Annotated in this window: 21 protein-coding genes; 16 read left to right on the top strand and 5 right to left on the bottom strand. The window is 73.7% G+C overall.

Features of this window, described 5'->3' with window-relative positions:
• The first annotated feature begins 23 nt into the window (after positions 1–23).
• A complete protein-coding gene (locus IRY44_RS15675; RefSeq protein WP_194801137.1) occupies positions 24–1,592 on the top strand; it encodes a leucyl aminopeptidase in 1,569 nt (522 codons plus the stop codon).
• Between the two features lie 55 nt (positions 1,593–1,647).
• Here IRY44_RS15675 and IRY44_RS15670 read toward each other — a convergent pair whose 3' ends face one another.
• Positions 1,648–1,977 carry a hypothetical protein gene (locus IRY44_RS15670; protein WP_064448299.1) on the bottom strand — a complete coding sequence of 110 codons (330 nt, stop codon included), beginning with the start codon at positions 1,975–1,977 and terminating at the stop codon, positions 1,648–1,650.
• A 178-nt stretch (positions 1,978–2,155) separates the two neighbouring features.
• On the opposite strand from IRY44_RS15670, the gene lpdA reads away from it, so the two are divergent.
• Both lpdA and sucB read left to right on the top strand, forming a co-directional pair.
• Entirely contained in the window at positions 2,156–3,547 is a 1,392-nt protein-coding gene (lpdA, locus tag IRY44_RS15665; protein WP_194801136.1) for a dihydrolipoyl dehydrogenase, read from the top strand.
• A 66-nt stretch (positions 3,548–3,613) separates the two neighbouring features.
• On the top strand, positions 3,614–5,452 hold the full coding sequence (gene sucB / locus IRY44_RS15660) for a 2-oxoglutarate dehydrogenase, E2 component, dihydrolipoamide succinyltransferase (protein WP_194801135.1): 1,839 nt from the start codon (positions 3,614–3,616) through the stop codon (positions 5,450–5,452).
• Between the two features lie 61 nt (positions 5,453–5,513).
• Here the strand turns inward: sucB and IRY44_RS15655 are convergent, their stop codons facing one another.
• Complete coding sequence (locus IRY44_RS15655) at positions 5,514–6,458, bottom strand: SDR family NAD(P)-dependent oxidoreductase (RefSeq protein WP_194801134.1); 945 nt, start codon at positions 6,456–6,458, stop codon at positions 5,514–5,516.
• Between the two features lie 147 nt (positions 6,459–6,605).
• Here IRY44_RS15655 and IRY44_RS15650 point away from each other — a divergent pair, with 147 nt between their 5' ends.
• From IRY44_RS15650 to IRY44_RS15615, 8 genes are all read left to right on the top strand, one after another.
• On the top strand, positions 6,606–7,172 hold the full coding sequence (locus IRY44_RS15650) for a TetR/AcrR family transcriptional regulator (RefSeq protein WP_194801133.1): 567 nt from the start codon (positions 6,606–6,608) through the stop codon (positions 7,170–7,172).
• A 44-nt stretch (positions 7,173–7,216) separates the two neighbouring features.
• The gene (locus IRY44_RS15645; protein ID WP_194801132.1) at positions 7,217–8,551 is read left to right on the top strand and encodes a low temperature requirement protein A; all 1,335 of its coding nucleotides are present in this window, start codon (positions 7,217–7,219) and stop codon (positions 8,549–8,551) included.
• A 73-nt stretch (positions 8,552–8,624) separates the two neighbouring features.
• On the top strand, positions 8,625–9,503 hold the full coding sequence (locus IRY44_RS15640) for an oxidoreductase (RefSeq protein ID WP_194801131.1): 879 nt from the start codon (positions 8,625–8,627) through the stop codon (positions 9,501–9,503).
• 69 nt (positions 9,504–9,572) lie between these two features.
• Positions 9,573–10,520 (top strand): LLM class flavin-dependent oxidoreductase, encoded by a 948-nt coding sequence (locus IRY44_RS15635; protein WP_194801130.1) that lies wholly within the window; start codon positions 9,573–9,575, stop codon positions 10,518–10,520.
• A gap of 11 nt (positions 10,521–10,531) precedes the next feature.
• Complete coding sequence (locus IRY44_RS15630; RefSeq protein ID WP_194801129.1) at positions 10,532–11,542, top strand: aldo/keto reductase; 1,011 nt, start codon at positions 10,532–10,534, stop codon at positions 11,540–11,542.
• A gap of 74 nt (positions 11,543–11,616) precedes the next feature.
• Positions 11,617–11,886 (top strand): type II toxin-antitoxin system Phd/YefM family antitoxin, encoded by a 270-nt coding sequence (locus IRY44_RS15625; protein WP_194801128.1) that lies wholly within the window; start codon positions 11,617–11,619, stop codon positions 11,884–11,886.
• Positions 11,876–12,298 (top strand): type II toxin-antitoxin system VapC family toxin, encoded by a 423-nt coding sequence (locus IRY44_RS15620; protein WP_194801127.1) that lies wholly within the window; start codon positions 11,876–11,878, stop codon positions 12,296–12,298. Before IRY44_RS15625 ends, IRY44_RS15620 begins: the two co-directional genes overlap by 11 nt.
• Positions 12,299–12,390: 92 nt before the next feature.
• Positions 12,391–13,290 (top strand): TIGR01777 family oxidoreductase, encoded by a 900-nt coding sequence (locus IRY44_RS15615; protein WP_194801126.1) that lies wholly within the window; start codon positions 12,391–12,393, stop codon positions 13,288–13,290.
• A 28-nt stretch (positions 13,291–13,318) separates the two neighbouring features.
• On the opposite strand, the gene IRY44_RS15610 is transcribed toward IRY44_RS15615, so the two are convergent.
• Entirely contained in the window at positions 13,319–14,554 is a 1,236-nt protein-coding gene (locus tag IRY44_RS15610; protein ID WP_194801125.1) for a PHB depolymerase family esterase, read from the bottom strand.
• A 173-nt stretch (positions 14,555–14,727) separates the two neighbouring features.
• On the opposite strand from IRY44_RS15610, the gene IRY44_RS15605 reads away from it, so the two are divergent.
• From IRY44_RS15605 to IRY44_RS15595, 3 genes are read left to right on the top strand one after another with little or no spacing between them, the layout of a single operon-like run.
• On the top strand, positions 14,728–16,539 hold the full coding sequence (locus IRY44_RS15605) for a DUF2079 domain-containing protein (protein ID WP_194801124.1): 1,812 nt from the start codon (positions 14,728–14,730) through the stop codon (positions 16,537–16,539).
• 52 nt (positions 16,540–16,591) lie between these two features.
• A complete protein-coding gene (gene lipB, locus IRY44_RS15600) occupies positions 16,592–17,233 on the top strand; it encodes a lipoyl(octanoyl) transferase LipB (RefSeq protein WP_194801123.1) in 642 nt (213 codons plus the stop codon).
• A 5-nt stretch (positions 17,234–17,238) separates the two neighbouring features.
• Positions 17,239–17,631, top strand: coding sequence for a VOC family protein (locus IRY44_RS15595; RefSeq protein WP_194801122.1), 393 nt, complete (start codon positions 17,239–17,241; stop codon positions 17,629–17,631).
• Positions 17,632–18,087: 456 nt separating this feature from the next.
• Here the strand turns inward: IRY44_RS15595 and aspS are convergent, their stop codons facing one another.
• Positions 18,088–19,374, bottom strand: a complete 1,287-nt coding sequence (gene aspS / locus IRY44_RS15590) for an aspartate--tRNA(Asn) ligase (RefSeq protein WP_194801121.1) — start codon at positions 19,372–19,374, stop codon at positions 18,088–18,090.
• Positions 19,375–19,786: 412 nt separating this feature from the next.
• On the opposite strand from aspS, the gene lipA reads away from it, so the two are divergent.
• Both lipA and IRY44_RS15580 read left to right on the top strand, forming a co-directional pair.
• On the top strand, positions 19,787–20,776 hold the full coding sequence (gene lipA / locus IRY44_RS15585) for a lipoyl synthase (RefSeq protein ID WP_194801120.1): 990 nt from the start codon (positions 19,787–19,789) through the stop codon (positions 20,774–20,776).
• 60 nt (positions 20,777–20,836) lie between these two features.
• Positions 20,837–22,531, top strand: a complete 1,695-nt coding sequence (locus tag IRY44_RS15580; protein WP_228532182.1) for a DUF423 domain-containing protein — start codon at positions 20,837–20,839, stop codon at positions 22,529–22,531.
• Between the two features lie 58 nt (positions 22,532–22,589).
• Here IRY44_RS15580 and IRY44_RS15575 read toward each other — a convergent pair whose 3' ends face one another.
• Positions 22,590–25,514 carry an AAA family ATPase gene (locus tag IRY44_RS15575; protein ID WP_370584955.1) on the bottom strand — a complete coding sequence of 975 codons (2,925 nt, stop codon included), beginning with the start codon at positions 25,512–25,514 and terminating at the stop codon, positions 22,590–22,592.
• Between the last annotated feature and the right edge of the window lie 146 nt (positions 25,515–25,660).

Genomic DNA, 25,660 nt, shown 5'->3' with positions numbered 1-25,660 from the left:
CCGGCCCGCCCGGAGTAGCTTTCGTGACATCGCCCCGCACCACCCTCAGCCTGGTCGACACCGACCCCGCCGAACTCGCCGTCGACGCGATCGTGATCGGCGTGCACAGCCAGACCACCGAGCCGGGCAGCGGCGCACCCGCCCACGCCCTGCTGCTGGCCACCGGCGGGGAGAGCATCGCCGCCGCGTTCGACGGAAAGCTGACCGAGACGCTGGCCCTGCTCGGCGCGACAGGTGGCCCGGGCGAGGTGATCAAGCTGGCCACGCTGGGCACCGTGACCGCGCCGCTGGTCGTCGCCGTCGGCCTCGGCCCCGAGCCCTCGGGCGCCGCTCCGGCGCCGGAGTCGCTGCGCCGGGCCGCCGGTGCCGCGGTGCGGGCGCTGGCGGGAGCCCCGCGCGTCGCGCTGGCCCTGCCGCTGCCCGACGACGCCGACGCCCCGGCCGCGCTGCGCGCGGTCGCCGAGGGCGCGCTGCTGGGCGGCTACCGGTTCGCCGGCTACAAGACCAAGCCGCAGCCGGCCCGGCGTGAGCCGGTGGCCGAGGTGCTGGTGGCGGTGCCGGACGCGGCGGACGCGACCGCCCAGGCCGAGATCGCGCGGGCGCAGGCCGTGGCCGGCGCGGTGCGGACCAGCCGGGACTGGGTCAACACCGCGCCGAACGAGCTGCGTCCCCCGGCGTTCGCCGACGTCGTCTCCGCCGCCGCCCGCGAGGCGGGGCTGGAGGTCGAGGTGCTGGACGAGGCGGCGCTGAAGGCCGGCGGCTACGGCGGCATCCTCGCCGTCGGACAGGGCTCCGAGGCCCCGCCGCGGCTGGTGAAGCTCACCTGGACGCCCGCCGGCGGCGGCAACGGCAAGCGGGTCGCGCTTGTCGGCAAGGGCATCACGTTCGACACCGGCGGCATCTCGATCAAGCCGGCGCAGGGCATGTGGGAGATGAAGTCGGACATGGCCGGCGCGGCGGCGGTCGGCGCGGCCATGCTGGCGGTCGCGGCGCTCAAGCCGTCGGTCACCGTCACCGGCTACCTGCCGATGGCGGAGAACATGCCGTCGGGCACCAGCTACCGGCCGGGCGACGTGATCAGCATGTTCAACGGCAAGAAGGTGGAGGTGCTCAACACCGACGCCGAGGGCCGGATGGTGCTGGCCGACGCGATGGCGCGGGCCTGCGCGGACGGCGCGGACTACCTGTTCGAGACCTCCACGCTGACCGGCGGCCAGGTGATCGCGCTGGGCAAGCGGATCGCCGGTGTGATGGGCACCCCGGAGCTGTGCGAGCGGGTACGGGTGGCAGGTGACGCGACCGGCGAGCCGGCCTGGCCGATGCCGCTGCCGGACGACGTGCGCAAGGGCATGGAGTCGGACGTCGCGGACATCTCGCAGGTCAACGCCGGGATGGACCGGGCCGGGCACATGCTGCAGGGCGGCGTGTTCCTGCGCGAGTTCGTCACCGACGACGTGGCGTGGGCGCACATCGACATCGCCGGTCCGGGTTACCACTCGGGCGAGGCGACCGGCTACTGGACCAAGGGTGGCACCGGCGTGCCGGTGCGTACGCTCGTGCACCTGGTCGAGGACGTCGCCACCAACGGCTGACCGACGTGTACGACAAGGGGCTCCCGGCGTCGCCGGGGGCCCCTTTCGCGTGGTCTCAGTACAGCTCGGGGCGGCGCTTGCGGCGCTCGTTGTAGTCGCGCATGCGCTGCGGATAGCCCATCAGCCGCACGTCGTAAATCGGAATGGCGATCCGGTGCGCCCAGCGGCGGGCCTCGTCCGGCCCGCCGACACGCCGCCGGGTCCACTCGCCGTCGTCGGCGATCAGCATGATCGTGGTCTCGGTGACAGTCGTACGAGGCTCGATGTACGCCTCGACGCCCTTGCGGGTCCGGACGAAGTTCTCCAGATGGTCCAGATCGGCGCGGTCGGCGGCGCGGTCGCGGCTCGCCGGGGCCGCCCGCTTGCGTCGTCGGAACAGCCCCACCGAATCCACTCCTCCCCCAAGCCGTCATCGAAGACGGTGCCAAGGGTACGTGTCACCGACGTGTCGTTGGGCACCTCGGTACGCGCTCGGTCCGTGGTGGTGACAAGATGACCGAGGTGGGGTGTGCCTGTTACTCCGCCGTAACCCCCGATGCAGTGACGCGACCTGGGAGTTGGATGTGAGCGAGCCGAACGACACGACCTTCGACATCGTCATCCTCGGAGGTGGTAGCGGCGGCTACGCGGCGGCGCTGCGTGCCGCCCAGCTGGACCTCTCCGTCGCCCTCATCGAGAAGAGCAAGCTGGGCGGGACCTGCCTGCACAACGGGTGCATCCCGACCAAGGCGCTGCTGCACGCCGCCGAGATCGCCGACCAGACCCGCGAGTCCGAGCAGTTCGGCGTGAAGGCCGAACTGGTCGGCATCGACATGAAGGCGGTCAACTCGTACAAGGACGGCGTGATCTCCCGCCTGTACAAGGGTCTCCAGGGCCTGGTGGGCAACAGCAAGAAGATCACCTTCGTGGCCGGCGCGGGCAAGCTGGTCGGCAAGAACGTCGTCGAGGTGGACGGCAAGCGCTACACCGGCCGCAACGTCGTGCTGGCCTCCGGCTCGTACGCGAAGAGCCTGCCCGGCCTGGACGTCGACGGTGAGCGGATCATCACCAGCGACCACGCCCTGACCCTGGACCGCGTCCCGTCGTCGGCGATCGTCCTCGGCGGCGGCGTGATCGGCGTCGAGTTCGCCAGCGTCTGGAAGTCCTTCGGCGTGGACGTGACCATCGTCGAGGCGCTGCCCCGCCTGGTCGCCGCCGAGGACGAGGAGTCGTCGAAGGCGCTGGAGCGGGCATTCCGCAAGCGGAAGATCAACTTCAAGGTCGGCAAGCCGTTCGAGAAGGTCGAGAAGACCGACAAGGGCGTGAAGCTGACCATTCAGGGCGGCGACACGGTCGAGGCCGAGCTGCTGCTGGTCGCCGTGGGCCGCGGCCCGAACACCGCCGGCCTCGGCTACGAGGAGCAGGGCGTCAAGATGGACCGCGGCTACGTGCTGACCGACGAGCGGCTGCGCACCAGCGTGCCGAACGTCTACGCGGTCGGCGACATCGTGCCCGGCCTGCAGCTCGCGCACCGCGGCTTCCAGCAGGGCATCTTCGTCGCCGAGGAGATCGCCGGGAAGAACCCGGCCGTGATCGACGAGGCCGGCATCCCGCGCGTCACCTACTGCGACCCGGAGCTGGCGTCGGTCGGCCTGACCGAGGCGAAGGCCAAGGAGCAGTACGGCGCCGACAAGATCAAGACCTACAACTACAACCTGGGCGGCAACGGCAAGAGCCAGATCCTCAAGACCGCCGGCCACGTGAAGCTGGTCCGGGTGGACGACGGCCCGGTGGTCGGCGTGCACATGGTCGGCGCCCGGGTCGGTGAGCTGATCGGCGAGGCGCAGCTCATCTACAACTGGGAGGCGTACCCGGCCGAGGTGGCGCAGCTCGTGCACGCCCACCCGACGCAGAACGAGGCTCTGGGCGAGGCGCACCTGGCCCTGGCCGGCAAGCCGCTGCACGCGCACGCCTGACACGACAACCGCGGCGTCCGGCGACGGGCGATGATCCCACCAGGGGAATGAAGGAGTCTGGAGAACATGCCGGTATCGGTCACCATGCCCCGGCTCGGCGAGAGCGTCACCGAGGGCACCGTCACGCGCTGGCTCAAGCAGGAGGGTGACACCGTCGAGGTCGACGAGCCCCTGCTCGAGGTGTCGACCGACAAGGTCGACACCGAGATCCCGTCCCCCGCGGCGGGCGTGCTGAGCCGGATCGTGGTCGGCGAGGACGAGACCGCCGAGGTCGGCAGCGAGCTGGCGGTCATCGCCGGCGAGGGCGAGGACGCGGGCGCGGCTCCCACGGAGAAGGCCGAGCCGGCCACCGAGCCGACGGCCGCCGCCGAGGGCACCGGCCCCGAGCCGGAGCAGGAGGCCGAGCAGGCCGCCGCCGAGCCGGGCGCCGAGGCCGAGCAGCCGGCCGTCGAGGAGCCGGCCCAGCCCGCCGCGTCGTCGGGCGAGGGCACGCCGGTGACCATGCCGGCCCTGGGCGAGAGCGTCACCGAGGGTACGGTCACCCGCTGGCTCAAGCAGGTCGGCGAGACCGTCGAGGTGGACGAGCCGCTGCTGGAGGTCTCCACCGACAAGGTCGACACCGAGATCCCGTCGCCGGTCGCCGGCACGCTGCAGGAGATCAAGGTCGCCGAGGACGAGACCGCCGACGTCGGCGCCGTGCTGGCGATCGTCGGGGTGGCCGGTGCCGCCCCCGCGAAGGCGGAGCCGAAGCCCGAGCCCAAGCCGGAGCCCAAGGCCGAGGCGAAGCCCGAGCCGAAGCCGGAGCCGAAGGTCGAGGAGCCGACGCCGGGCGCGTCCTACAACGAGCCGGCCGCTGAGGCGGAGAAGGCAGCGCAGCCGGCCAAGGCCGAGGCGGCGGCCCAGCCGTCCGCGCCGGCCGCCGCGCAGCGTCCGAGCGTTCCGGCCGAGTTCGGCGAGGACTCCGCCGGGTACGTGACGCCGCTGGTGCGCAAGCTCGCCGCCGAGCACGGCGTGGACCTGGGCTCGCTCAAGGGCACGGGCGTGGGTGGTCGCATCCGCAAGCAGGACGTGCTGGAGGCGGCCGAGAAGGCGAAGGCCGCCAAGCCGGAGCCGGCCGCCGCCGCGCCGGCCGCCAAGACCGAGGCCCCGGCAAAGCCGGCCGCCAAGCCGGAGCCGAGCGCCAAGCGGGGCACCACGGAGAAGCTGCCGCGCATCCGGGCCACCATCGCCAAGCGGATGCAGCAGTCGCTGCACGAGACGGCGCAGCTGACCACCGTCGTCGAGGTCGACGTCACCAAGGTCGCCAAGCTGCGGGCGCGGGCCAAGGACTCGTTCCAGGCCAAGCACGGCGTGAAGCTGTCCTTCCTGCCGTTCTTCGCGCTGGCCGCGATCGAGGCGCTCCAGACGTACCCGATCGTCCAGGCCAGCATGGACCTGGACGGCGGCACGATCACCTACCCGGCCGCCGAGCACCTGGGCATCGCGGTGGACACCGAGCGCGGCCTGCTCGTGCCGGTCATCCACAACGCCGGCGACCTCAACATGGGCGGCATCGCCAAGCGGATCGCCGATCTGGCCGAGCGCACCCGGGCCAACAAGATCACTCCGGACGAGATGGCCGGGGCGACCTTCACGATCACCAACACCGGCAGCCGGGGCGCGCTGTTCGACACCCCGATCGTGCCGTCGCCGCAGTCGGCGATGCTCGGCACGGGTGCCGTGGTGAAGCGCCCGGTCGTGGTCAACGACCCGGAGCTGGGTGAGGTCGTCGCGATCCGGTCGATGGTCTACCTGGCCATGTCGTACGACCACCGGCTGATCGACGGCGCCGACGCGGCCCGCTTCCTCACCGCTGTGAAGCAGCGGCTGGAGGGCGGCAACTTCGAGGCCGAGCTGGGTCTGTAGATCCCGTACGGCGAGGGGGCGCGCGGCGACATGCCGCGCGCCCCCTTCGTCGTGTGCGGCCTCAGCCCTTCAGGTGCTCCTCGGATACGGTCCAGAGCTGCTCGGCGGCCTCCGGGTCCCGGGCGTACGGGGCCCAGCCGGTCCGCGTGCCCGGCTGGTTCGGCCCGGCCTCCTGGCAGTCCTCGAAGTACCGGCCGCCGACGCCGTCGAGCAGCGGTGAGGCGGCGACCAGCACCGAGGTCGCCGCGCCCTGCTCGGGGGTCTTGAACGAGGCCGCGCCGCCACCGCTCTGCGCGCGCATCCGGACCAGTTCCTCCTCGGTGATGTAGCGCTGCAGGTTGGTCCGGATCGCGCCGGGCATCAGCGCGTTGGTCCAGATGCCGTCGTCGGCCCAGCGACGGGTCGCCTCCACCGCGAACAGCACGTTCGCGGTCTTGGACTGCCCGTACGCCAGCCACGGGTCGTACGGCCGCTGCCGGAAGTGGATGTCGGAGAACACCACAGGTGAGCGCAGGTGCGCGGCCGAGCTGACCGAGACGATCCGCGCCCCGTCGGCCGCGGCGAGCGCCGGGCGCAGCCCGGTGGCGAGCGCGAAGTGGCCGAGGTGGTTCGTCGCGAACTGCATCTCCCAGCCCTGCTCGGTACGCATCTCGGGCGACGCCATGATCCCGGCGTTGTTGACGAGCATGTGCAGCGGCCCGTCCCAGTTCCGGACGAACGCGGCGACCGACGCGAGATCGTCCAGGTCGAGCGGGGCGACCAGGATCCGGTCGTTGCCGGTGGCGCCGGTGATCTCGGCGGCGGCACGCTGCCCGGCCTCGGTGTTGCGGACGGCGAGTGTGACGTCCGCCCCGGCGGCGGCGAGCGCCCGGGCGGTCTCCACGCCGATCCCGGACGCGCCGCCGGTGACGACGGCCCGCCGGCCGGTCAGGTCCAGGTCGCGGACCACCTCCAGGGCTGTGGTCTCGGCGGAGAACGGGGTGGTGACTGGTGTCGGGGTTGTCATGGTCCATCCTTGTCGACGGCGACGCGGACCGATGTCCGCCCGCTACGATGAGAAGCGGAGGATCCTCCGTTACTCCGCCAGCATAACCGGAGGACACTCCGGTTACCATCGTGCCGGGCCGGCGACCCGGTCGAGGGAGGAGAGCCCGTGCCCGACCGACCGCTGCGCGCGGACGCGCTGCGCAACCGGCAGCGGCTGCTGGACGCCGCGGTCCAGGCGTTTTCCCAGGACGGCCCCGAGGTAACGCTGGACCGGGTCGCCAAGGAGGCCGGCGTCGGCATCGGCACGCTCTACCGCCACTTCCCGAGCCGGGAGGCGCTGATCGAGGCGGCGTACCGCAACGAGCTGGAGAAGCTCTGCGACGCCGCCCCGGCGCTGCTCGCGACCGAACCCGCCGACGCGGCGCTGCGCGCCTGGATGGACCGGTTCGTCGACTACCTCGCCACCAAGCGGGGCATGGCCGACGCGCTGCGGCTGGTGATCGCCTCCGGCGCCAACCCGTACGCGCAGAGCCGTGACCGGCTGCTGGCCGCACTCGGCGAACTGCTCGCGGCCGGCGCGGCGGCCGGTGTCCTGCGCGCCGACGTGGCCGCCGCCGACGTGCTCGCCAGCCTCAGCGGGGTCTCCCTGGTGGCGGGCGAACCGGACCAGCGCGCCCAGGCCGGCCGCCTGCTCGACCTGCTGATGGACGGCCTGCGCCACCGGCCGGGCTGACCGAATCGGCCACCCGGCCCGACCTGCGCTGACAGACTCGGCCGGTGGGCTCGAACCGGTGGCGGGGACGCCTGGGGCCGGCGGTGCCGGTGGCCCCGGGCGCCCGGGTCGACCGGTTCGAGATCTTCTTCGACCTGGTCTTCGTCTTCTCGTTCTTCATCATCACCCGGGCCACCGCCCTCCAGGTGACCGGCGGGGCGCTGCTGCACGCGCTGCTGGTCCTCGCCGTGCTGTGGTGGTCGTGGGTGGTGCACAGCGTGGTCGCCACCCGGGTACGCCTCGGCGAGGGCTTCGTCCCGGTGCTCATGACCGTCGGCATGGCCGCGCTGTTCACGTTCGCGCTCTCGCTGCCGAACGCGTTCCGCGACCCGCGCGGCAACGCGGCCGGGCCGATGGTCGCGGCGCTCAGCTACACCGTCCTACGGCTGGTGCACCTGCTGCTCTACCGGCACGCCGTCCGGGACAGCCCGAACGAGCGCCGGCAACTCCTCCGGTTCGCTCCGGAACTGCTCGGCAGCACCGCGCTGCTGCTGGTCGCCGCGCTGCTGCCGCCGAGGATCGACGACCTGTTCTCCGCAGCGGTGCTCCGCGACGTGCTGTGGGGCGGGGTCGTCCTGCTCCAGTACGGCAGCGGCATGATCGCCGGCACCTGGGGCTGGGGCGTCGCGTCCGCCGAACACTGGACCGAGCGGTACGACCTCATCCTGATCATCGCGCTGGGCGAGTCCGTGATCTCGGTCGGCGTCGGCAGCAACCTGCTCGGCCAGCCGCCCACCTGGCCGGCCGTGGCCGCGGCGGTACTCGGCATCTTCTTCACCGCCGCGCTCTGGTGGGCGCACTACGACATGGTCGGGCCGGCCGCCCGGATCGCCCTGCACGTCGCGCAGGACGGCCCCCGGGTGGCGATGGCCCGGGACGCGTACGCGTACCTGTTCCTGCCGATGATCGCGGGCATCATCCTGTTCGCGCTCGGCGCCGAGACGATCGTGCACGGCATCGCCGACCCGAACGTGCCGCCGAGCGAGCCGGCACACGGCCCCGGCGTACCGCTGCTCTACGGCGGCGTCATCTGCTACCTCTGCGGCAACATGCTGTTCCAGCTGCGTACCTTGCGCACGCTGAGCTGGACCCGGATCGGCGCGGCGCTGCTGCTGGGCGTGCTCATCCCGGTCGCGGAGCGCGTGCCGGGGCTGGCCGCGCTGGGCATGCTGACCGCCGTCACCGTGGGTATGGTGGCCGTCGAGGTGATCGTCTTCGCCGAGGGCCGGCAGGCGCTGCGCAAGCTGGTCTTCGAGGAACGCACCAGCCACGAGAAGCACGAGGCGGCCTGGCGGGCCCGCTGGCTCGAGAAGCCCGAGGACCGCGACGAAGGCGAGTGAACCGGCTGCCCCTCGCCCCCGTGGTACCTGTCGGCCCCGCAGTGGGGCCGCAGACGAGGGATACGGGGGCCACATGACCATCGACACCGTCCACGCCGGCGCGGCCGGCACCTGGCAGCTCGGCGACCTGACCGTAAACCGGATGGGCCTGGGCGCGATGCGGCTGACCGCGAACGCCGACGGCAGCCCGAGCGACAGGGACCGGGCCGTCGCCGTACTGCGCCGCGCCGTCGAGCTGGGCGTCAACCACATCGACACGGCCGCGTTCTACTTCTCGCCGCTGCGCTCGGCCAACGAGCTGATCAACCGGGCGCTGTGGCCGTACCCGGAGGATCTGGTAGTCGTGACCAAGGTCGGGCCGGGCAAGGACCCGTCCGGGCAGTGGCTGCCGGCGGCCCGCCCGGACCAGCTGCGCGGGCAGGTGGAGGAGAACCTGCGTCAGCTCGGCCGCGACCACCTGGACGTGGTGAACCTGCGGGTGCACGGCCCGGAGCCGCTGTCCGAGCACTTCGGCGCGCTCGCCGAGCTGCGCGACGCCGGGTTGATCCGGCACCTCGGCGTCTCCGCCGTACGCCCGCACCAGGTCGCCGAGGCGCGCGCCATCGCCCCGGTGGTGTGCGTGCAGAACTCGTACGGCCTGGGCTACCGCCGTCAGCACGACGAGCTGATCCGCGACTGCGCGGCGCACGGCACCGCTTTCGTACCGTTCTTCTCCCTCGTCACCAGCGGCCGGGAGGCCGGCGCCACCGGCGAGGAGCACCCGGAGGTGCTCGCGGTGGCCCGGGAGCACGGCGTGACGGCTACTCAGGTCCGGCTGGCCTGGACGCTGGCCCGGGGCCCGAACGTGCTGGCCATCCCGGGCACCGGCGACCCGGCGCACCTGGAGCAGAACGTCGCCGCCGCCGCGCTGCGCCTGTCCCCCGCCGACCTGGCCCGCCTCGACGCGGTGTGACGTTCGGCCGTCGGCAGAATCGGCGCGTGCGGGGTGGCCTGCGGCCCGGCGCGCGCCGATGCTGAGGCGATGGCGACTTTCTCCGTACAGGCCCAGCCCACCGACGCGGCGAGCTGGACCGAGCTGGCCCGTACCGTCGAGGCGGCCGGTTTCGACGCGCTGTTCGCGGCCGACCACCCCGGCTCCTGCGCGTCGCCGTTCGTCGCGCTGGCCGCCGCGGCGGCGGTGACCAGCACGCTGGGCCTCGGTTCGTACGTCTCCAACGCCGGCGTCCGCGAGCCGATCCTGCTCGCCGCCGACGTCGCCACACTGGACGTGGTCTCCGGCGGGCGGGCCCGGTTCGGCGTCGGCGCCGGCCACACGCCGGCCGAGTGGCGGGCCGTCGGGCGCGAGCGCCCGGACGTCGCCGGCCGGGTCCGCCGCTGCGTCGCGGTGACCGAGACGGTACGGGCACTGCTGGCCGGCGACGAGGTCACTGTGGACACCGAGGACCTGGCGACGTACGCGGCACGGCTCGACCGGCCCCGCCCGGTGCAGGACCGGATCCCGCTGACCGTCGGCGCCTCCAACTCGACGCTGCTGCGCTGGGCCGGAAGGCACGCCGACGTGGTCGGCCTGGCCGGCCTGGGCCGGACGCTGCCCGACGGCCACCAGCACACCGTCCGCTGGCGGGCCGACCAGATCGAGGCGCAGCTCGCGCACGTGGCGGCCGGGGCGGCCGGCCGGGACACACCGCCGGTCCTGGAGGCGCTGGTCCAGCACGTCGCCGTCACCGACGACGCCGAGGCGGCCGCCGCCGAGACGGCCGCCGAGACCGGACTCACCCCGGCGGAGGTGCTGGCCACCCCGTTCGTACTGGCCGGCACGCCCGACGAGATCGTCTCGGCGGTCGCCGGGCACCGGCGCCGCTGGGGCGTCACCCGCTTCGTGGTACGCGCCGGAGCCGTCGACGCGCTCGCCCCGCTCCTGCCCCGGCTGGCGGAAAAAGAGCTGGACTTCGAGCACACTCGAAAGTGAACACTTGGCGCATGACGACGACACGACGGCTGGGCCGCAGCGGCATCGAGGTCAGCGCGATCGGCATGGGTTGCTGGGCGATCGGCGGCCCGCTCTGGGACGGCACCCAACCGCTCGGCTGGGGCGAGGTGGACGACGACGAGTCGGTGCGTACCGTCCACCGGGCTCTCGACCTGGGCGCGACGCTGTTCGACACCTCCAGCAACTACGGCGCCGGGCACAGCGAGCGGGTACTCGGGCGCGCGCTGGCGGGCCGCCGGGACCGGGCGGTCATCGCGACCAAGTTCGGCTACCCCACCGACGAGGAGACCCGCCAGGCGCTCGGCGAGGACGCCAGTCCCGAGTACGCGCGGCGCAGCCTGGAGGGTTCGCTGCGCCGGCTCGGCACCGACCACGTCGACCTCTACCAGCTCCACCTGGGCGGTCTGCCGGTGCCACGGGCGCTGGACCTCGTCGGCACGCTGGAGGACCTGGTCGCGGAGGGGAAGATCCGGGCGTACGGCTGGAGCACCGACGACCCCGCCTCGGCACGCGCCTTCGCCGAGGCCGGACCGCACTGCGCGGCGATCCAGCACGACCAGTCGGTGCTGCGGGACAACGCCGCCATGCTCGCGGTGTGCGCGGAGTTCGACCTGGCGAGCCTCAATCGAGGGCCGCTGGCGATGGGCCTGCTCACCGCGAAGTACCAGGACGCGCCGACCGCCCGGGGCGGCGACGACGTACGCGGTGTGGCACCGGAGTGGCTGGACTGGTTCGCCGGCGGCGTACCGCGCGCCGAGTGGGCGCAGCGGGTGGCCCGGGTCCGTGAGGCGCTGACCGCCGACGGCCGCACGCTGGCCCAGGGTGCGCTGGGCTGGCTTCTCGCCCGCAGCCCGCACACGCTGCCCATCCCCGGCTGCCGCACCGTCGCGCAGGCCGAGGAGAACCTGGGAGCGCTGGCGTACGGGCCGCTGCCGCAGGACGCGTTCGCCGAGGTGGAACGCCTGCTCGCCGAGCTGCGTACCGCCCCGGCCGACGCCTGACCCGCTCGACCGCACCGGCAGCCACACCGCAAGGTGTGTAGCACTTCGTAGCACACAGGCGGTAGGCTGCCGGTGTGGCCGAGCACGCTCATCGCGAGATCACCCAACGTGAGCTGCGCAACGACTCCGGCGCCATCATGCGCGGAGTCGAGCGCGGAGAGTCCTTCACCATCACCCGCAACGGCACGCCGATCGGACGCTTGATCCCGATCCGGCGGCGCACGTTCGTCCCGCGAGCCGAGGTTCTCGCGGCCTTCGCCAGCGCGCCCCGGTTGGACGAGGCACGCTTCCGGGCCGACCTCGACGGCGGGATCGACCAGGAGCTGGCCAGCCGTGACTGGTGACCTCCCCGTCCGCGGTCTGATCGACACCAACATCGTCATCCATCTGGGCGGACTCGACGGGGCGGAACTGCCCGACGAGATGGTCATCAGCGCGGTCACGCTTGCCGAACTCTCGGCCGGTCCACATCACACCGACGATCCGCGCGAGCGCGCCCGCCGGATGAGCGTCCTGCAGCACGTCGAGGCCACCTTCGAGCCGCTTCCGTTCGACGCCGAGGCGGCGCGGGCCTTCGGTCTGGTCTCGGCGGCGGTGCTCGCCGCCGGGCGGGGAACGCGGCGCCGGGTAGCGGATCTGATGATCGCCTCCGTCGCACACGCAAACGCGCTTCCCCTCTACACCACGAACCCCGCCGACTTCCGCGGGCTCGACGGTCTGATCACCGTGCATCCGGTCAGCAGGCCGACCGGCTGAGGCCGGCCGTCGGCGCGTGACGGGTGGGGCGTGACGAGTGAGTGATTTCGCTCAACGCATCCGAATCGCGCCGCGTACTCGAAGATGTGAGCATGCGGATCCTCATGGCCGGCGCGTCCGGTTTCCTCGGCACCCGACTGGTCGACTGCCTCACCGCGGACGGCCACCAGGTCACCCGCCTGGTCCGCCGCCCGCCACGCACCCCCGCCGAACGGCAGTGGAACCCGTCCGCCGCGCAACTGGACCCGCAGTGCGTCGCCGACGCGGACGCGGTGGTGAACCTGGCCGGCGCCGGGGTGGGCGACAAACGCTGGAACGACGAGTACCGGAAGCTGATCCGGACCAGCCGGGTGGACAGCACCACCACGCTCGCCATCACGATCGCCGGCCTACCCGCCGCCGACCGGCCCGCGGTGCTGCTGAACTCCTCCGCGGTCGGCTGGTACGGCAACACCGGCGACCGGACGGTCACCGAGGAGGCGCCTGCGGGTGAGGGGTTCCTCGCCGACGTCTGCCGGGTCTGGGAGGCCGCGACCCGCCCGGCCGAGGACGCGGGCGTACGGGTGGTGCGCCTGCGTACCGGACTGCCGCTGCACCGCGACGGCGGCCTGCTCAAGCCGCAGCTGCTGCCGTTCCGCCTCGGTGTCGGCGGCAAGCTGGGCAACGGGCGGCAGTGGCTGCCGTGGATCTCGATGCGGGACTGGCTCGACGCCGCGAAGTTCCTGCTGGCCCGCGACGGCATCGCCGGCGCGGTGAACGTGGTCGGCCCGGCGCCGGTCACAAACGCCGAGTTCACCAAGGAGCTGGCCCGCCAGCTGCACCGCCCGGCGATCATGCCGATCCCGGCGGTGGCGCTGAAGGTGGCACTCGGCGGTTTCGCACAGGAGGCGCTGACCAGCGCGCGGGTGCTGCCCGCCGTGCTCGACAGGGCCGGGTTCCCGTGGGCACACCCGGACCTGGCGGGCGCGTTGCGCGCCGCCCTGACCGAGTGAGCGGGCGAGGGCGGCGCGACGCGGCGGATCAGCAGCCGATCACCCAGTACGCGGGCCCGGTCTGCTTCAGCGTGCTCGTGTAGAAGGTGTTGTAGAGGCCCATCCGCTGCCCGCTGCCGAGCGCGTAGGCGTACCCGCCGGACTGGTAGGCCCGCCCGGCCACCACGTGCGCGTAGTTGCTCGCGGTGACGCAGACCGGTGCGCCGGTCGGCGTGGGCGACACGGTCGGTGACGCGGTCGGGGTGGGTGACGCGGTGGCCGTCGGGGTCGGGCTCGGCGAGGCGCCGCCACCGCCGAGCCCGAAGAAGACCGCGTCCCGGTACGTCGAACAGATGGTGTCCAGGAAGTACGCCCCGGCGGTGCCGCACTGGTCCGCGCCCGTACCCGGGTCGACGGGGGTGCCGTGGCCCATCCCGGAGACCCGGTAGAGGCGGACCTGGTCGTTGCCGTAGACCTCCAGGCTGGTGCCGGCCGGCAGCGTGGACGTGCTGGCCGGGGTGGTCGACACGCCCAGCACGTTCGTCCACTGGTCCCGCGACTCGGCGGCGTTCGCGGTCGCCACAGTGGTGTCGCTGGTGCCGTGCCAGATCGCCACCCGCGGGCGCTTCCCGGTGTATCCGGCGTACGCGCCGCGGACCAGGTCGCCCCACTGCGCCGGGGTCTTGTCCACGCCCGGGTTCATGCAGCTGAACGCGGTGACGGTGCTGGTGGCGCAGCGGTACGGGATGCCGGCGACGATCGAGCCGCCGGCGAAGACGTCCGGGTAGGCGGCGAGCATGGCCGCGCTCATCGCGCCGCCTGCGGACAGCCCGCTGACGTAGACCCGGGCGCCGTCGGTGCCGTAGGTGGTCTTGGCGTAGTCGACCATCTGCTTGATCGACAGCGCCTCGCCCTGGCCGCGCGCGGTGTCACCGGTCTCGAACCAGTTGAAGCAGGAGTTGGCGTTGTTGGCGCTGGGCTGCTGCGGCGCGATGAGCGTGAACTTCCACTGGTCGGCGTACTTCTGCCAGCCGGAGTTGGCGACGTACGTCGAGGCGTTCTGCACGCAGCCGTGCAGCAGCACCACGGCGGGCGCGCCGGCGGCCAGGCCGTCCGGGCGGTACGCGTACATGGCCAGGTTGCCGGGGTTGGAGCCGAACCCGGTGACCTGGGTCAGCGAGGCGGCCTGGGCGGGAAGGGCGGCTACCAGCGCGGTGGCCGCGGCCAGCACGACCCCGGCCGCCGCCCCGGCGACGCGGGCGATGAGAGAAGAGGAGCGGGGCACGGAGACCTCCCGATCGTGGAATGTGAACTGAGTCACCTCCGAGTTGCCGCGACGTTACGGCCGCGTTTCGTCACACCGGAATGGCCGCCACTCACACATTCACGACCACCGAAGTGTGCGGCGAGTTCCGTGTCCGGGCGGTCTGCCCAGGTCCGGTTGGTAACGTCCGCTGCGTGCCCTCCTCCCCGTCCCCGGCCGCCGGCCCGGCGCCGACACGCGTCCGCGACCGGCGCGCCGACCTGCTGGTCACGCTCGCCGCGCTGGCCCTGGCCCTCTGGGTGACGAGTGGCATGTGGCGGGATCCGAACAGCCGCGCGATCACCGTCAACTCCAGCGACCAGGCGCTGTTCGAATGGCTGCTGGCGTTCGGCGGGCACGCGCTGACCCACGGGCAGAACCCGCTGTACACCACCTTGATCAATGTCCCGGACGGGGTGAACCTCGCGGTGAACACCTCGATCACCGTGTACGCGGCGGTCTTCGCGCCGCTCACGTACCTGATCGGGCCGCCCGCGACGTTCCTGGTCATCCTCACGCTCAACCTGGCCGCGACGGCGGTGGCCTGGTACTGGCTGCTCAGCCGGCACCTGGTCCGCAGCCGGCTGGCCGCCGGTGTGGGCGCGCTGTTCATCGCCTTCTGCCCGGCGATGGTGTCGCACGCCAACGCGCACCTGAACTGGACCGCGGGCTGGCTGGTGCCGCTGCTGATCTGGGGCGTGTTCCGGCTGCGCCGTCCGGGCCGGGCGGTCACCGGCGGGATCGTGCTCGGGCTGCTGGTGGCTGTCGCGTTCTCGATCGCCGCCGAGGGGCTGTTCTTCACCGCGCTGGCGCTCGGCGTCTTCCTCGCCGTGTGGGCGCTGCACCCGGCCCGCCGGTCCGAGGTACGCGCCGCGCTGCCCCGGATGGCGGCCGGGCTGGGCGTGACAGCCCTCGTCGCCGGGGCGCTGCTGGCGTACCCGCTCTGGCTGCACTTCCTCGGACCGCAACGGTTCCACGGCACCGGGTTCGACCCGCTGATCCACTCCGAGGACATCGCCGCGTACGGCTCGTACCCGCGCCGGTCGCTCGCCGGCTGGGCCGGGTGGGGCACGTCGCTGGCGCCCAACCCGACGGAGGAGAACTCGTTCTTCGGCGTACCGCTGCTCCTGCTCGCCGTCGCCTGCTTCGCGCTGCTGTGGCGGCGCGCGGACCGCGCGTTCCGGGCCACGCTGGCCGCCCTCGGCGTGACCGCAGTGGTCTTCGCGGTGCTGTCGTGGGGGCCGACGGTGAAGTGGAACGGCCGGCGTTTCGACCAGACGCTGCCGTTCGGGGTGCTGGACAACCTGCCGGTGATCAACGCGGCGTTGCCGTCCCGGCTGGCGCTCGTCGTCGCGCCGGTCATCGGCCTGCTGCTGGCGTACGCGATCGACTCGCTGCGCGCCCGGCCGCCCCGGCACCGGGTGAGCGGGCTCGCCTGGGCGCTGGGCTTCGCCGCCGCGCTGCTGCCGCTGGTGCCGATTCCGCTGCTGACAAGCGTCCGCGAGCCGATCCCGGCGTTCATCACCAGCGGCGCCTGGCAGCGCTACGTCCCGCCCGACGGGGTGCTGACCCCGCTGCCGCTGACCGTCGACGTCTACCCGGACGGGCAGCGGTGGCAGGCGTACGCGCTCGCCCACCGGCAGGGTGAGTTCCGGATCCCGTCCGGCTTCTTCCTCGGGCCGGGCGGCCCGGAGGGCCGGGGCCGGATCGGCCCGGTGCCGCGCACCTTCGACTCGCTGATGGACCAGGCGGGCCGGACCGGGCTGGTGCCGATCATCACCGACGGCAGCATCCGCGAGTCCCGGGCGGACCTGCGCTACTGGGGCGTCCAGGCGGTGGTGCTTCCCGACCGGGTGCACGGCGCGAAGTTCGACGTCGACGAGGAGGCGCTGCGGCGCACCGCCACCGCTCTGCTCGGCCCGCCCGAGCGGGTGGAGGACGTCTGGCTGTGGCGGGTGCCGGACTGACGCGACGAGGCTCACGGGTCCGGTTCCCGGAGGGCGGGACTAGGCTGGACGGGTGAGCGTGACGACTTCCGGGCTGACCGCCGTCCGCGCCGGCCTGCTCGACTACCAGGCCGCCTGGGACGAGCAGCGCCGGCTGCACGAGGCGGTGGTGGCCGGCGAACAGGGCGACACGGTGCTGCTGCTGGAGCATCCCAGCGTCTACACCGCCGGCAAGCGCACCGAGCCGTGGGACCGCCCGATGGACGGCACCCCGGTGGTGGACGTGGACCGCGGCGGAAAGATCACCTGGCACGGTCCGGGGCAGCTCGTCGGCTACCCGATCGTCCGGCTACCCGACCCGGTCGACGTGGTCGCGTACGTCCGGCGCACCGAGCAGCTGCTGATCGACGTCTGCGCCGAGTTCGGGCTGACCGCCGGCCGGGTCGAGGGGCGCAGCGGCGTGTGGGTGCCGGAGGACGACCGGGGCCCGGCCCGCAAGGTCGCAGCCATCGGCATCCGGGTGGCGCGCGGCGTCACGCTGCACGGCTTCTCCATCAACTGCGACTGCGACCTGGGCTTCTTCGACCGGATCGTGCCCTGCGGCATCCGCGACGCCGGGGTCACCTCGCTGACCGCCGAGCTGGGCCGGCCGATCACCGTCGCCGACGTGCTGCCGGTGGTCGAGCGGCACCTGCCGACGCTGACGCAGGTCTGAGCCCGGTGCGGCTCGACCTGGTCACGCTCGTGGTGGCCGAGTACGACCCGGCGATCACCTTCTTCACCGAGGTGCTCGGGTTCGAGCTGGCCGAGGACAAGCCCTCGCTGACGAACGACGGCCGGCCCAAGCGCTGGGTGGTCGTACGCCCGCCGGGCGGCGGCACCGGCCTGCTGCTGGCCCGTGCCGACGGTGAGCACCAGGCCGGTGCGGTGGGCGACCAGACCCACGGCCGGGTGGGTTTCTTCCTCCAGGTCGACGACTTCGAGGCGGTGTACCGCCGGATGGCCGACGCGGGCGTCGAGTTCGTCCGGCCGCCCCGCACCGAGCCGTACGGCCGGGTCGCGGTCTTCCGCGACATCGCCGGCAACCCCTGGGACCTGCTCGGCCCGGCCTGACCGCTCCCCCTTCCCCTCCGCGTGCTCCCGCCCCCGGCCATCGCGCATCCGCTCGGTGCGCGGTGGCCGACCGGTCCGGGTCGCCACCCGCCCAGGACCGCCTCGCCATCGGTCACGGTAAGTGACAAACCTGAATCCGCGGTATGTGACCTCTCGCCGACTTTGCTCTGCAGCCGGATCCGCAACGGTCACTCACGGTTGATCGTTGCGCCCGTGGCTGCAGAGCAAAGTGCGCAGACGCCCTTCCCTCCCGCCCGACGGTCGTTCGCCATAACACCTGCTCAGCGGGATTCGCCGCGGCAAAGGGCATCTCGACGACTCCGGATGCCCCATCACCGAGCGTCACCGCAAAGCCTGCGCGACCTTCCATCACTCTCTGCGACCGATCCGAGCCGGTTGCGGAGGCCGGCGGCTCGACCGACGGCTCCGGCGAGCCGCGCCCCGCCACCGCGGCCGTCAGGGCGTGAGGCGGTGCAGGTCGCGCGGGAAGGCGGTCACCTCGCGGACGTTCGCCGCGCCCGTGAGCCGGGCGACGAACCGCTCCAGCCCGATCGCGAAACCGCCGTGCGGCGGCATGCCGTGCCGGAACGCGTCCACGTACCCCGCGTACGGCTCCACCGGCTCGCCCCGCGCGGCGAGGGCGGCCAGGTAGTCGGCGTGCCGGTGCAGCCGCTGCCCGCCGGTCACCAGCTCCACGCCTCGGAACAGCAGGTCGAAACCATTCGAGTACGCCGGCCGGGCCGGGTCCGGATGGGTGTAGAACGGGCGCTTCGCCATCGGGTAGCCGGTGACGAAGAGGAAGTCGCTGCCGTGCTCGCGGAGCGCCCACTCCCCCAGCGCCCGCTCGTGCGCCGGGGCCAGGTCGGGTTCGGAGGGCGGCGCGCCGGCGATCGTCAGCGCGTCGGTGAAGTGCACCGCCGGGATCTCGGCCGGCACCCCAGGCACCGTCACGCCGAGCGTGGCCAGCGCGCCGCCGGCCCGGTCGGCCACGGTCGCCACCATCCCGGCCAGGGTCTCCCGCAGCACCGCCATCACGTCCCGGTGGTCGGCCACGAACCCCAGCTCGACGTCGAGCGACGTGTACTGGGCCAGGTGGCGCACCGTGTCGTGCGGCTCGGCGCGGAACACCGGCCCCACCTCGTACACCCGCTCGAAGACGCCGACCATGAGCTGCTTGTAGAACTGCGGCGACTGGGCCAGGTAGGCGGGCCGCCCGAACCAGTCCAGCGCGAAGACGTTCGCCCCGCTCTCGGTGGACGAGGCGACAACCTTCGGCGTGTGCACCTCGACGAAGTCCTGCCCGTCGAGCGTGGCCCGGAAGCCGGACACGGCCGCCGCCGAGATCCGCAGCGCGGCGGAGCGGGCCGGGTGCCGCAGCGCGACCGGTGCGTGGTCGAGCTGAGTGTGCAGGCCGGCGGTGAGCACCGGCCGGTACAGGTCGAACGGGGGCGGGACGGCGGGCGGCCCGAGCGGACGTACCGTCGGCTCGACGACCTCGACCCCGGCGGGCGCGGTGGCGTTCGCGACCACCGTGCCGGCCACCTCGACGACAGTCTCCTCGGTGAGCGCCTCGACCTGCTCGCGCACGGCGGGCGCGGCGACCACCACCTGGGCGAGCCCGGCGGCGTCCCGCAGGATCAGGAAGGCCACCGACTTGAGCAGCCGGCGGCGGTGGACCCAGCCGGCGAGCCGCACGGTGGCGCCCACATGGGCGGGGAGTTCCGTGGACAGGATGCGTTGCACGACGACTACCTCCTTGACCAATCGCAACGCGATCCCCAGGGAGGTGTGGGCGAGCGGGAGCCTCGCGGTGCCACCACACCTTCGCCCCCGCCTGGGCGGGAGCCTCGTTCGTCGCCTTTTCACCGGGGCCGGCCGGGCGGGCTCTACTGGGCGCGACGCGCCGTTCTTCCCGCAGCTCGGGAGGGTCTTCGCGGACCGGCGCCAGACCGCCTCGCAGCAACCGGCGGCTCTCTCGACTGGCGGATCGGTCCGTTACTCGGCTCCGTCACAGCTCTGCCCGGCACGCTAGCACTGCACGCGCCGCGCTGTGACCGGGTTTTTTCGCCCCTGGTGTCCGGTGTCACAGCCATTCCGGCGTGACGGCCGTCGCCCTCGTTCATCGACCGGCACCGACCGGCGTACGCTCGGTTTTGTGACGATCGAGCAATCCGCGCCGACGACTGAGCAGCCAGCGCGCACCGCGACTGTCGCCCCGGAGGGGCGGCGGATGCTGCGGATCGAGGCGCGCAACGCCGAGACGCCGATCGAGCGCAAGCCGCCGTGGATCAAGGTCAAGGCCAAGATGGGCCCGGAGTACACCCAGTTGCGCGGGCTCGTCTCGCGCGAAGGGCTGCACACCGTGTGCCAGGAGGCCGGCTGTCCCAACATCTACGAGTGCTGGGAGGACCGGGAGGCCACCTTCCTCATCGGTGGTGACCAGTGCACCCGGCGCTGCGACTTCTGTCAGATCGACACCGGCAAGCCGGCCGAGTTCGACGCCGACGAGCCGCGGCGCGTCGCCGAGTCGGTCGCCGCGATGGGCCTGCGCTACGCGACCATCACCGGCGTCGCCCGCGACGACCTGCCCGACGGCGGCGCCTGGCTGTACGCCGAGACGGTCCGGCAGATCCACGCCCTGCAGTCCGGCTGCGGTGTCGAGCTGCTGATCCCCGACTTCAACGCCGTCCCCGAGCAGCTGGCCGAGGTCTTCGGCTCGCGGCCCGAGGTGCTGGCGCACAACGTGGAGACGGTGCCGCGCATCTTCAAGCGGATCCGCCCGGCGTTCCGCTACGAGCGTTCGCTGGACGTGATCCGCCAGGCGCGGGCCGACGGCCTGGTCACCAAGAGCAACCTGATCCTCGGCATGGGCGAGGAGCGTGCCGAGGTGTCCCAGGCGCTGCGCGACCTGCACGAGGCGGGCTGCGAGCTGATCACCATCACGCAGTACCTGCGCCCCTCCCCCCGGCACCACCCGGTGACCCGCTGGGTCAAGCCGGAGGAGTTCGTCGAGCTGCGCGAGGAGGCCGAGGAGATCGGCTTCGCGGGCGTGATGAGCGGCCCGCTGGTCCGCTCGTCGTACCGCGCGGGCCGCCTCTACCAGCAGGCGCTCGCCGCCCGCCAGGAGGTCGCCGTCGCCGGCTGAGGCCGGCCGTCGACCGCGTCACCGTCCGCCGGCCGCCCGCCGGATGCCATGATCACAGGCATGACCGCCGGGGTACGCGAGAAGCCACGCGAATCCGTGCGCCCTCGTACGCCCCGGCGGCTGCCGTTGCCGACGCTGCTCGCCCTGCTCGTCGGGTTCGCCGGTGTGGGCCACCGGCTGGCGCTGCTGTTCGCCGACGTACCGCCCACAAACAGCGACGAGGCGACGATGGGGCTGGCCGCCCTGCACGTCGCCCGCGGTGACGGCTTCCCGGTGTGGTTCTACGGCCAGGCCTACATGGGCACGCTCGAGGCGTACCTGGCCGCGCCGCTGGTCGCGCTGGCCGGGCCGTCGGTGCTCGTGCTGCGGCTGCCCACGCTGGCGCTGTACGCGTTGTTCCTGCTGCTGTCCTGGCGGCTGACCCGGCGGCTCGGCGGTGACCGCTGGTACGCCCTGCTCGTCGTGGCCGTGCTGGCGCTCGGCTCGGACCGGGTGGTGAAGAACCAGCTCATCGCCGGTGGCGGCTATCCGGAGCTGAACCCGGCCGGCGCCGCGCTGGCGCTGCTCACCGTCGGGCTCTGCGTGACCGGGGCGGGCGCGCGGCTGCCCCGCTGGGCGGCCTGGGGACTGGTCTCGGGGGTGCTGCTCTGGGTGGACCCGCTGATCCTGCCGTACGTGCTGACGCTCGGCGTGCTGCTCGTGGCGTGGCGGTGGCGGGAACTGGCCGGCCGGGCCGGGGTGGTGCTGGCGGGCACGCTGCTGCTGGGTGCGGCGCCGATGCTCGCCGACAGCATCCGGCACGGCCGCAACCCGGTGGCCGCGGTGCTGGCCGCAGGTGGCACGGGTGCGCCGGCGGACTGGGCGGACCGGCTGCACGGCGCACTGGTGCTCGGGCCGCCGCTGGCGATGGGCTTCTGCTCCCCCGGCCGGTGTGCCACCTGGCAGCTCTGGTGGGCCGTCGCGTTCCCGGTGCTGCTGGTGCTCGCCGCCCTCACCGCGTGGCACGCCCTCCGCCCCGGCGGGCCGGGCTCGGCGGAGCGGGTGTCGGCCGGGGTGCGGCTGGCGCTGCTCGGCGGGGCGGCGGGCGTGCTCGGGGCGTACGCGGTGAGCAACGCGGCCGGGCAGACGCCGATCGAGAGCAGCCGTTACCTGTCGTGCCTGGCGGTCGCCGTGCCCGCCCTGTTCTGGCCACTGTGGCAGGCCGCCCGCCGGCTGACGGGGCTCCGCAAGTTCGCCGAGGTGGCGGTATCGGAGGAGAGCGGATACCGCCATCTCCCCGAAGTGGAGTCGATCAAGGCGACCGGCGGGCGGGCGGCCGGGAGGAGGGCCCGAGTGGCGGGGGCGGGGGCACTGGCGGTGCTCGCGGGGGTGCTCGGCACCGGCGCGGCGGCCACTGTGGACGTGGTGCGGACCGCGCCGGCCGTGCACGCCGAGGCCGACCGGCACCGGTCGCTCGTGGACACGCTCGGCGCGCTCGACGTGCGGAACGTCCGCGGCGGCTACTGGACGTGCAACCGGCTCACCTACGCGACCGGCGAGAACGTGCTCTGCGCCGTGGTCGACGACGACCTGAGCCCCGGTTTCGACAGGCTGCCCGCGTACCGGCGGGAGGTGGCCGCCGACCCGGACGCGGCGTGGGTGGCACCGGCCGGCTCGCCGCTGGCCGCGCGGCTGGACGAACGCGTCGGCGCCGAGTCGGGCGCGCTCGACGTCGTCACGGTGGCCGGCTGGCGGATCTACCTGCCGCGCCGCTGACCCGGACCCGGCGCGGTTACCGGCCCGGCGCCCGGCCGACGCGGCACGGACCGGCGCGCTACCGGACGCGGCGCTGGGCCGGGGCGGGTGACGGCCGGTCGAGCAGGCCCAGGCGGTGCGCCAGCGCGGCGGCCTCCACCCGGTTGGTCACATCGAGCTTGGCGATGATCCGGGACACGTGCACGCTCGCCGTCTTCGGCGAGATGAACAGGCGCTCGGCGATCCGGCTGTTGCTGTGCCCCTCGGCGACCAGCCGCAGCACCTCCTGTTCCCGGCTGGTCAGCAGGTCCGGCCCGGGTCGCCCGGTGCCGCGCAGCCCGACCCGGCGGGCAAGCGTCGCCGCCTGCTCGCCCAGCGGGGTGGCGCCCAGCCGGGCGGCCAGCTCGGCCGTCTCCCGTACCGCGGCGGCCACCTCGTCCCGCTCGCCCGCCGCCGCGGCCGCCTCGGCCAGCCCGAGCAACGCCCGGCCCAGCGGGTACGGCTGCCCGGCCGCCCGCCACGCCGCCACGGCCACCCGCCAGGCGGCGAGCGCCTCGGCGGGAGCGGTGGGCGCCGTACCGCCGAGGATCGCGGTGACGTGGGCGGCGTGGGCGTGCTCGGCCGGGTGCCGGGCCGGCAGCGCGGCGGCCACCGCCGACACCTCGGCAGCGAGCATCGCGTCCCCGGTCAGCGCGGCGGTACGCGCCAGCGCGTTCAACACCGGCCAGCCCTCGCGGGGCAGGTCCGCCAGGTGCGCGTCGGCCAGGGCGGCGCGCGCCGCGCGTACCGCCTCGGGCTTGTCGTCGGCGGCGAGCGCCGCCTCCACGCGCAGCTCGTGCAGCGGCAGCCGGTGGTTCGGCCAGAGGTACGGGCGGCCGAGGAACGCCAGCGCCCGCCCGACGACCTCGTCCGCGCCCGGATGGGCGCGGGCGAGGTGGAGCCCGGCGCGCAGTTGCAGCCAGTGCAGCCCGGACACGCCGGGCGGGTCGATGCGGGCCGCCTCGGCGCAGGTGGCGTCCGCCTCGTCCCAGCGGCCCAGCGCGATCAGTGCCTCGGCCCGGTTCGACAGCAGGTACGCCCCGATCGAGCGGCTGATGCCGACCCGGCGCGCCTCGGTCACCCCGGCCGCGGCGGCTTGTTCGGACTCGTCGTAGCGGCCCAGTTCGTAGAGCACGTCGGAGAGGAAGACCAGCGCGCTGACCAGGGCCCACGAGTCGTCTGCCGCCCGGGCTCGCGCCTCCACCCGGCGCAGCTCGGCCAGTCCCACCTCCGGCGTGCCGTCGATGCGGTGCAGCAGGGCGATCCGGGTGGGCAGCAGCACCAGTTCGGTGCCGACCTCGGACGCGCCGGCCGCGGCCTCGGTGGCGACCGAGGCGGCCTCCCGAGGGTCGACCTTCATCAGGTGCGACGCGATGTCGGCGAGCACACCGAGCCGTTCCGGGCCGTGCGGCGCGCCCGCCGCCAGCCGGTACGCCTCGCGCAGCTCGGTCGCGCCGTCGCTCTTGCCGAGCAGCGCGAACAACCGGCCCCGATGGTCGAGCAGGCGCGCGGCGCGCAGCGGTTCGGCGTCGGAGTCGACCTCGGCCAGCGCCGCCCGGGTGAGGGTGAGCGCCCGGCTGAGGTCTCCGGCGGTCACCGCCGCGGTGAGCGTGTCCTCCAGCACCCGCAGGTGGTCCATGCCGAGCCGGTTGGCGGCGTCGGGCACCTGCTCCCACAGTTCGAGGACGCGCTCCAGCAGCCGGCTCTGCTCGGCGTACGCGTACCGTTCGGCCGCCGCCTCGGCGGCGACCCGGGCGGCGGTGAGCGCGCGGGGGTGGTCGTGTGCCGCGTACCAGTGGTGGGCGATCTCGGCCGGCGCGCGGCCGGCGGCGACCAGGTGCGGATTGGCCTCGATCGCGGCGGCGTAGCGGGCGTGCAGCCGCGCGTGCTCGCCGGGCAGCAGGTCGTCGTGCACGGCCTCGCGGACCAGCGCGTGCCGGAACTCGTAGTCGCCGTCCGGGTCGGCCACCACGAGCTGCCCGGCGACGGCGGCGCGCAGCGCGTCCTCCAGTTCGGCCTCGGGCAGGCCGGCCACCTCGGCGAGCAGCTGGTGGGCGAAGCGGGTCCCGCCGGCGGCGGCGATCCGCAGCACCCGCTGGGCCGGCTCGGGCAGCCGGTCGACGCGGGCCAGCAGCAGGTCGCGCAGCGTCTCCGGGATGGCCGCGCAGCCGACCGGCCCTCCGGCGGCGGCCAGTTCCTCGATGAAGAACGGGTTGCCCTGGGTGCGTTCGTGCACCTCGTCGACGGTCCGGGCGATCTGTTCGATGCCGAGCAGGTCGGCCAGTACGGCGGCGGTGCCGTCGCGGTCGAGGCGGCCCAGCTCGATCCGGTCCACGCCGCGGACGCGGTCCAGCTCGGCGAGGAACGGCCGCAGCGGGTGCCCGCGGTGCAGTTCGTCGGTGCGGTACGTGCAGACGACCAGCAGGCGGGTGGCGCGGGCGGCCCGCACCAGGAAGCCGATCAGATCCCGGGTGGACCGGTCGGCCCAGTGCAGGTCCTCGATCACCAGCACCAGCGGGCGTTCCTCGGCGATCCGCCGGAACAGGTCGGCGACCAGGTCGAACAGGTAGCCGCGCGGGGTGTCGGCGAGGGCCGGCCCGGCGGGCGCGGCGACGCCTGCGGGCATCCGGGCCAGTTCGGGCAGCAGCCGGGCGAACTCCGCCTCGTAACCGGCGAAGGCGGCCGGCCCGTCGTGGCGCAGCACGTCGCGCAGCGCGGCGGCGAACGGGGCGAACGGCAGACCGGCCTCGCCCAGCTCCAGGCACTGGCCGACGAGCAGGCGCGCGCCGGCGGCGTCCACCTGCGTGCCGAACTCCTCCAGCAGCCGGGTCTTGCCGACACCCGCCTCGCCGCCGACGAGCACCGTCGTCGGCTCGCCGGACCGGGACCGGGTCAGCGCGTCGCCGAGCGCCGTCAGCTCGGGCCGGCGGCCGACGAGGACGGTGCTGGCAGCGCGTACGGTCACGCCGTCGAGCATGCCACGCGCCCCCGACGGCCCAACCGGGCCGATCGGACCGCGCGTAGCCGCCGGTCCGGCCGCCCCCGTGACGGCCGGACCGGCGACCTTCCCTGCGGCACCGGCCGCGCCCACGATCCCGGCGACGGCCGCCG

This window comes from Micromonospora sp. ANENR4, from assembly GCF_015354395.1.
Classification (GTDB): Bacteria; Actinomycetota; Actinomycetes; order Mycobacteriales; family Micromonosporaceae; genus Micromonospora; species Micromonospora aurantiaca.
Note: the sequence above shows the minus strand (reverse complement) of the source record. Positions and strands in the feature narration are given on the sequence as shown.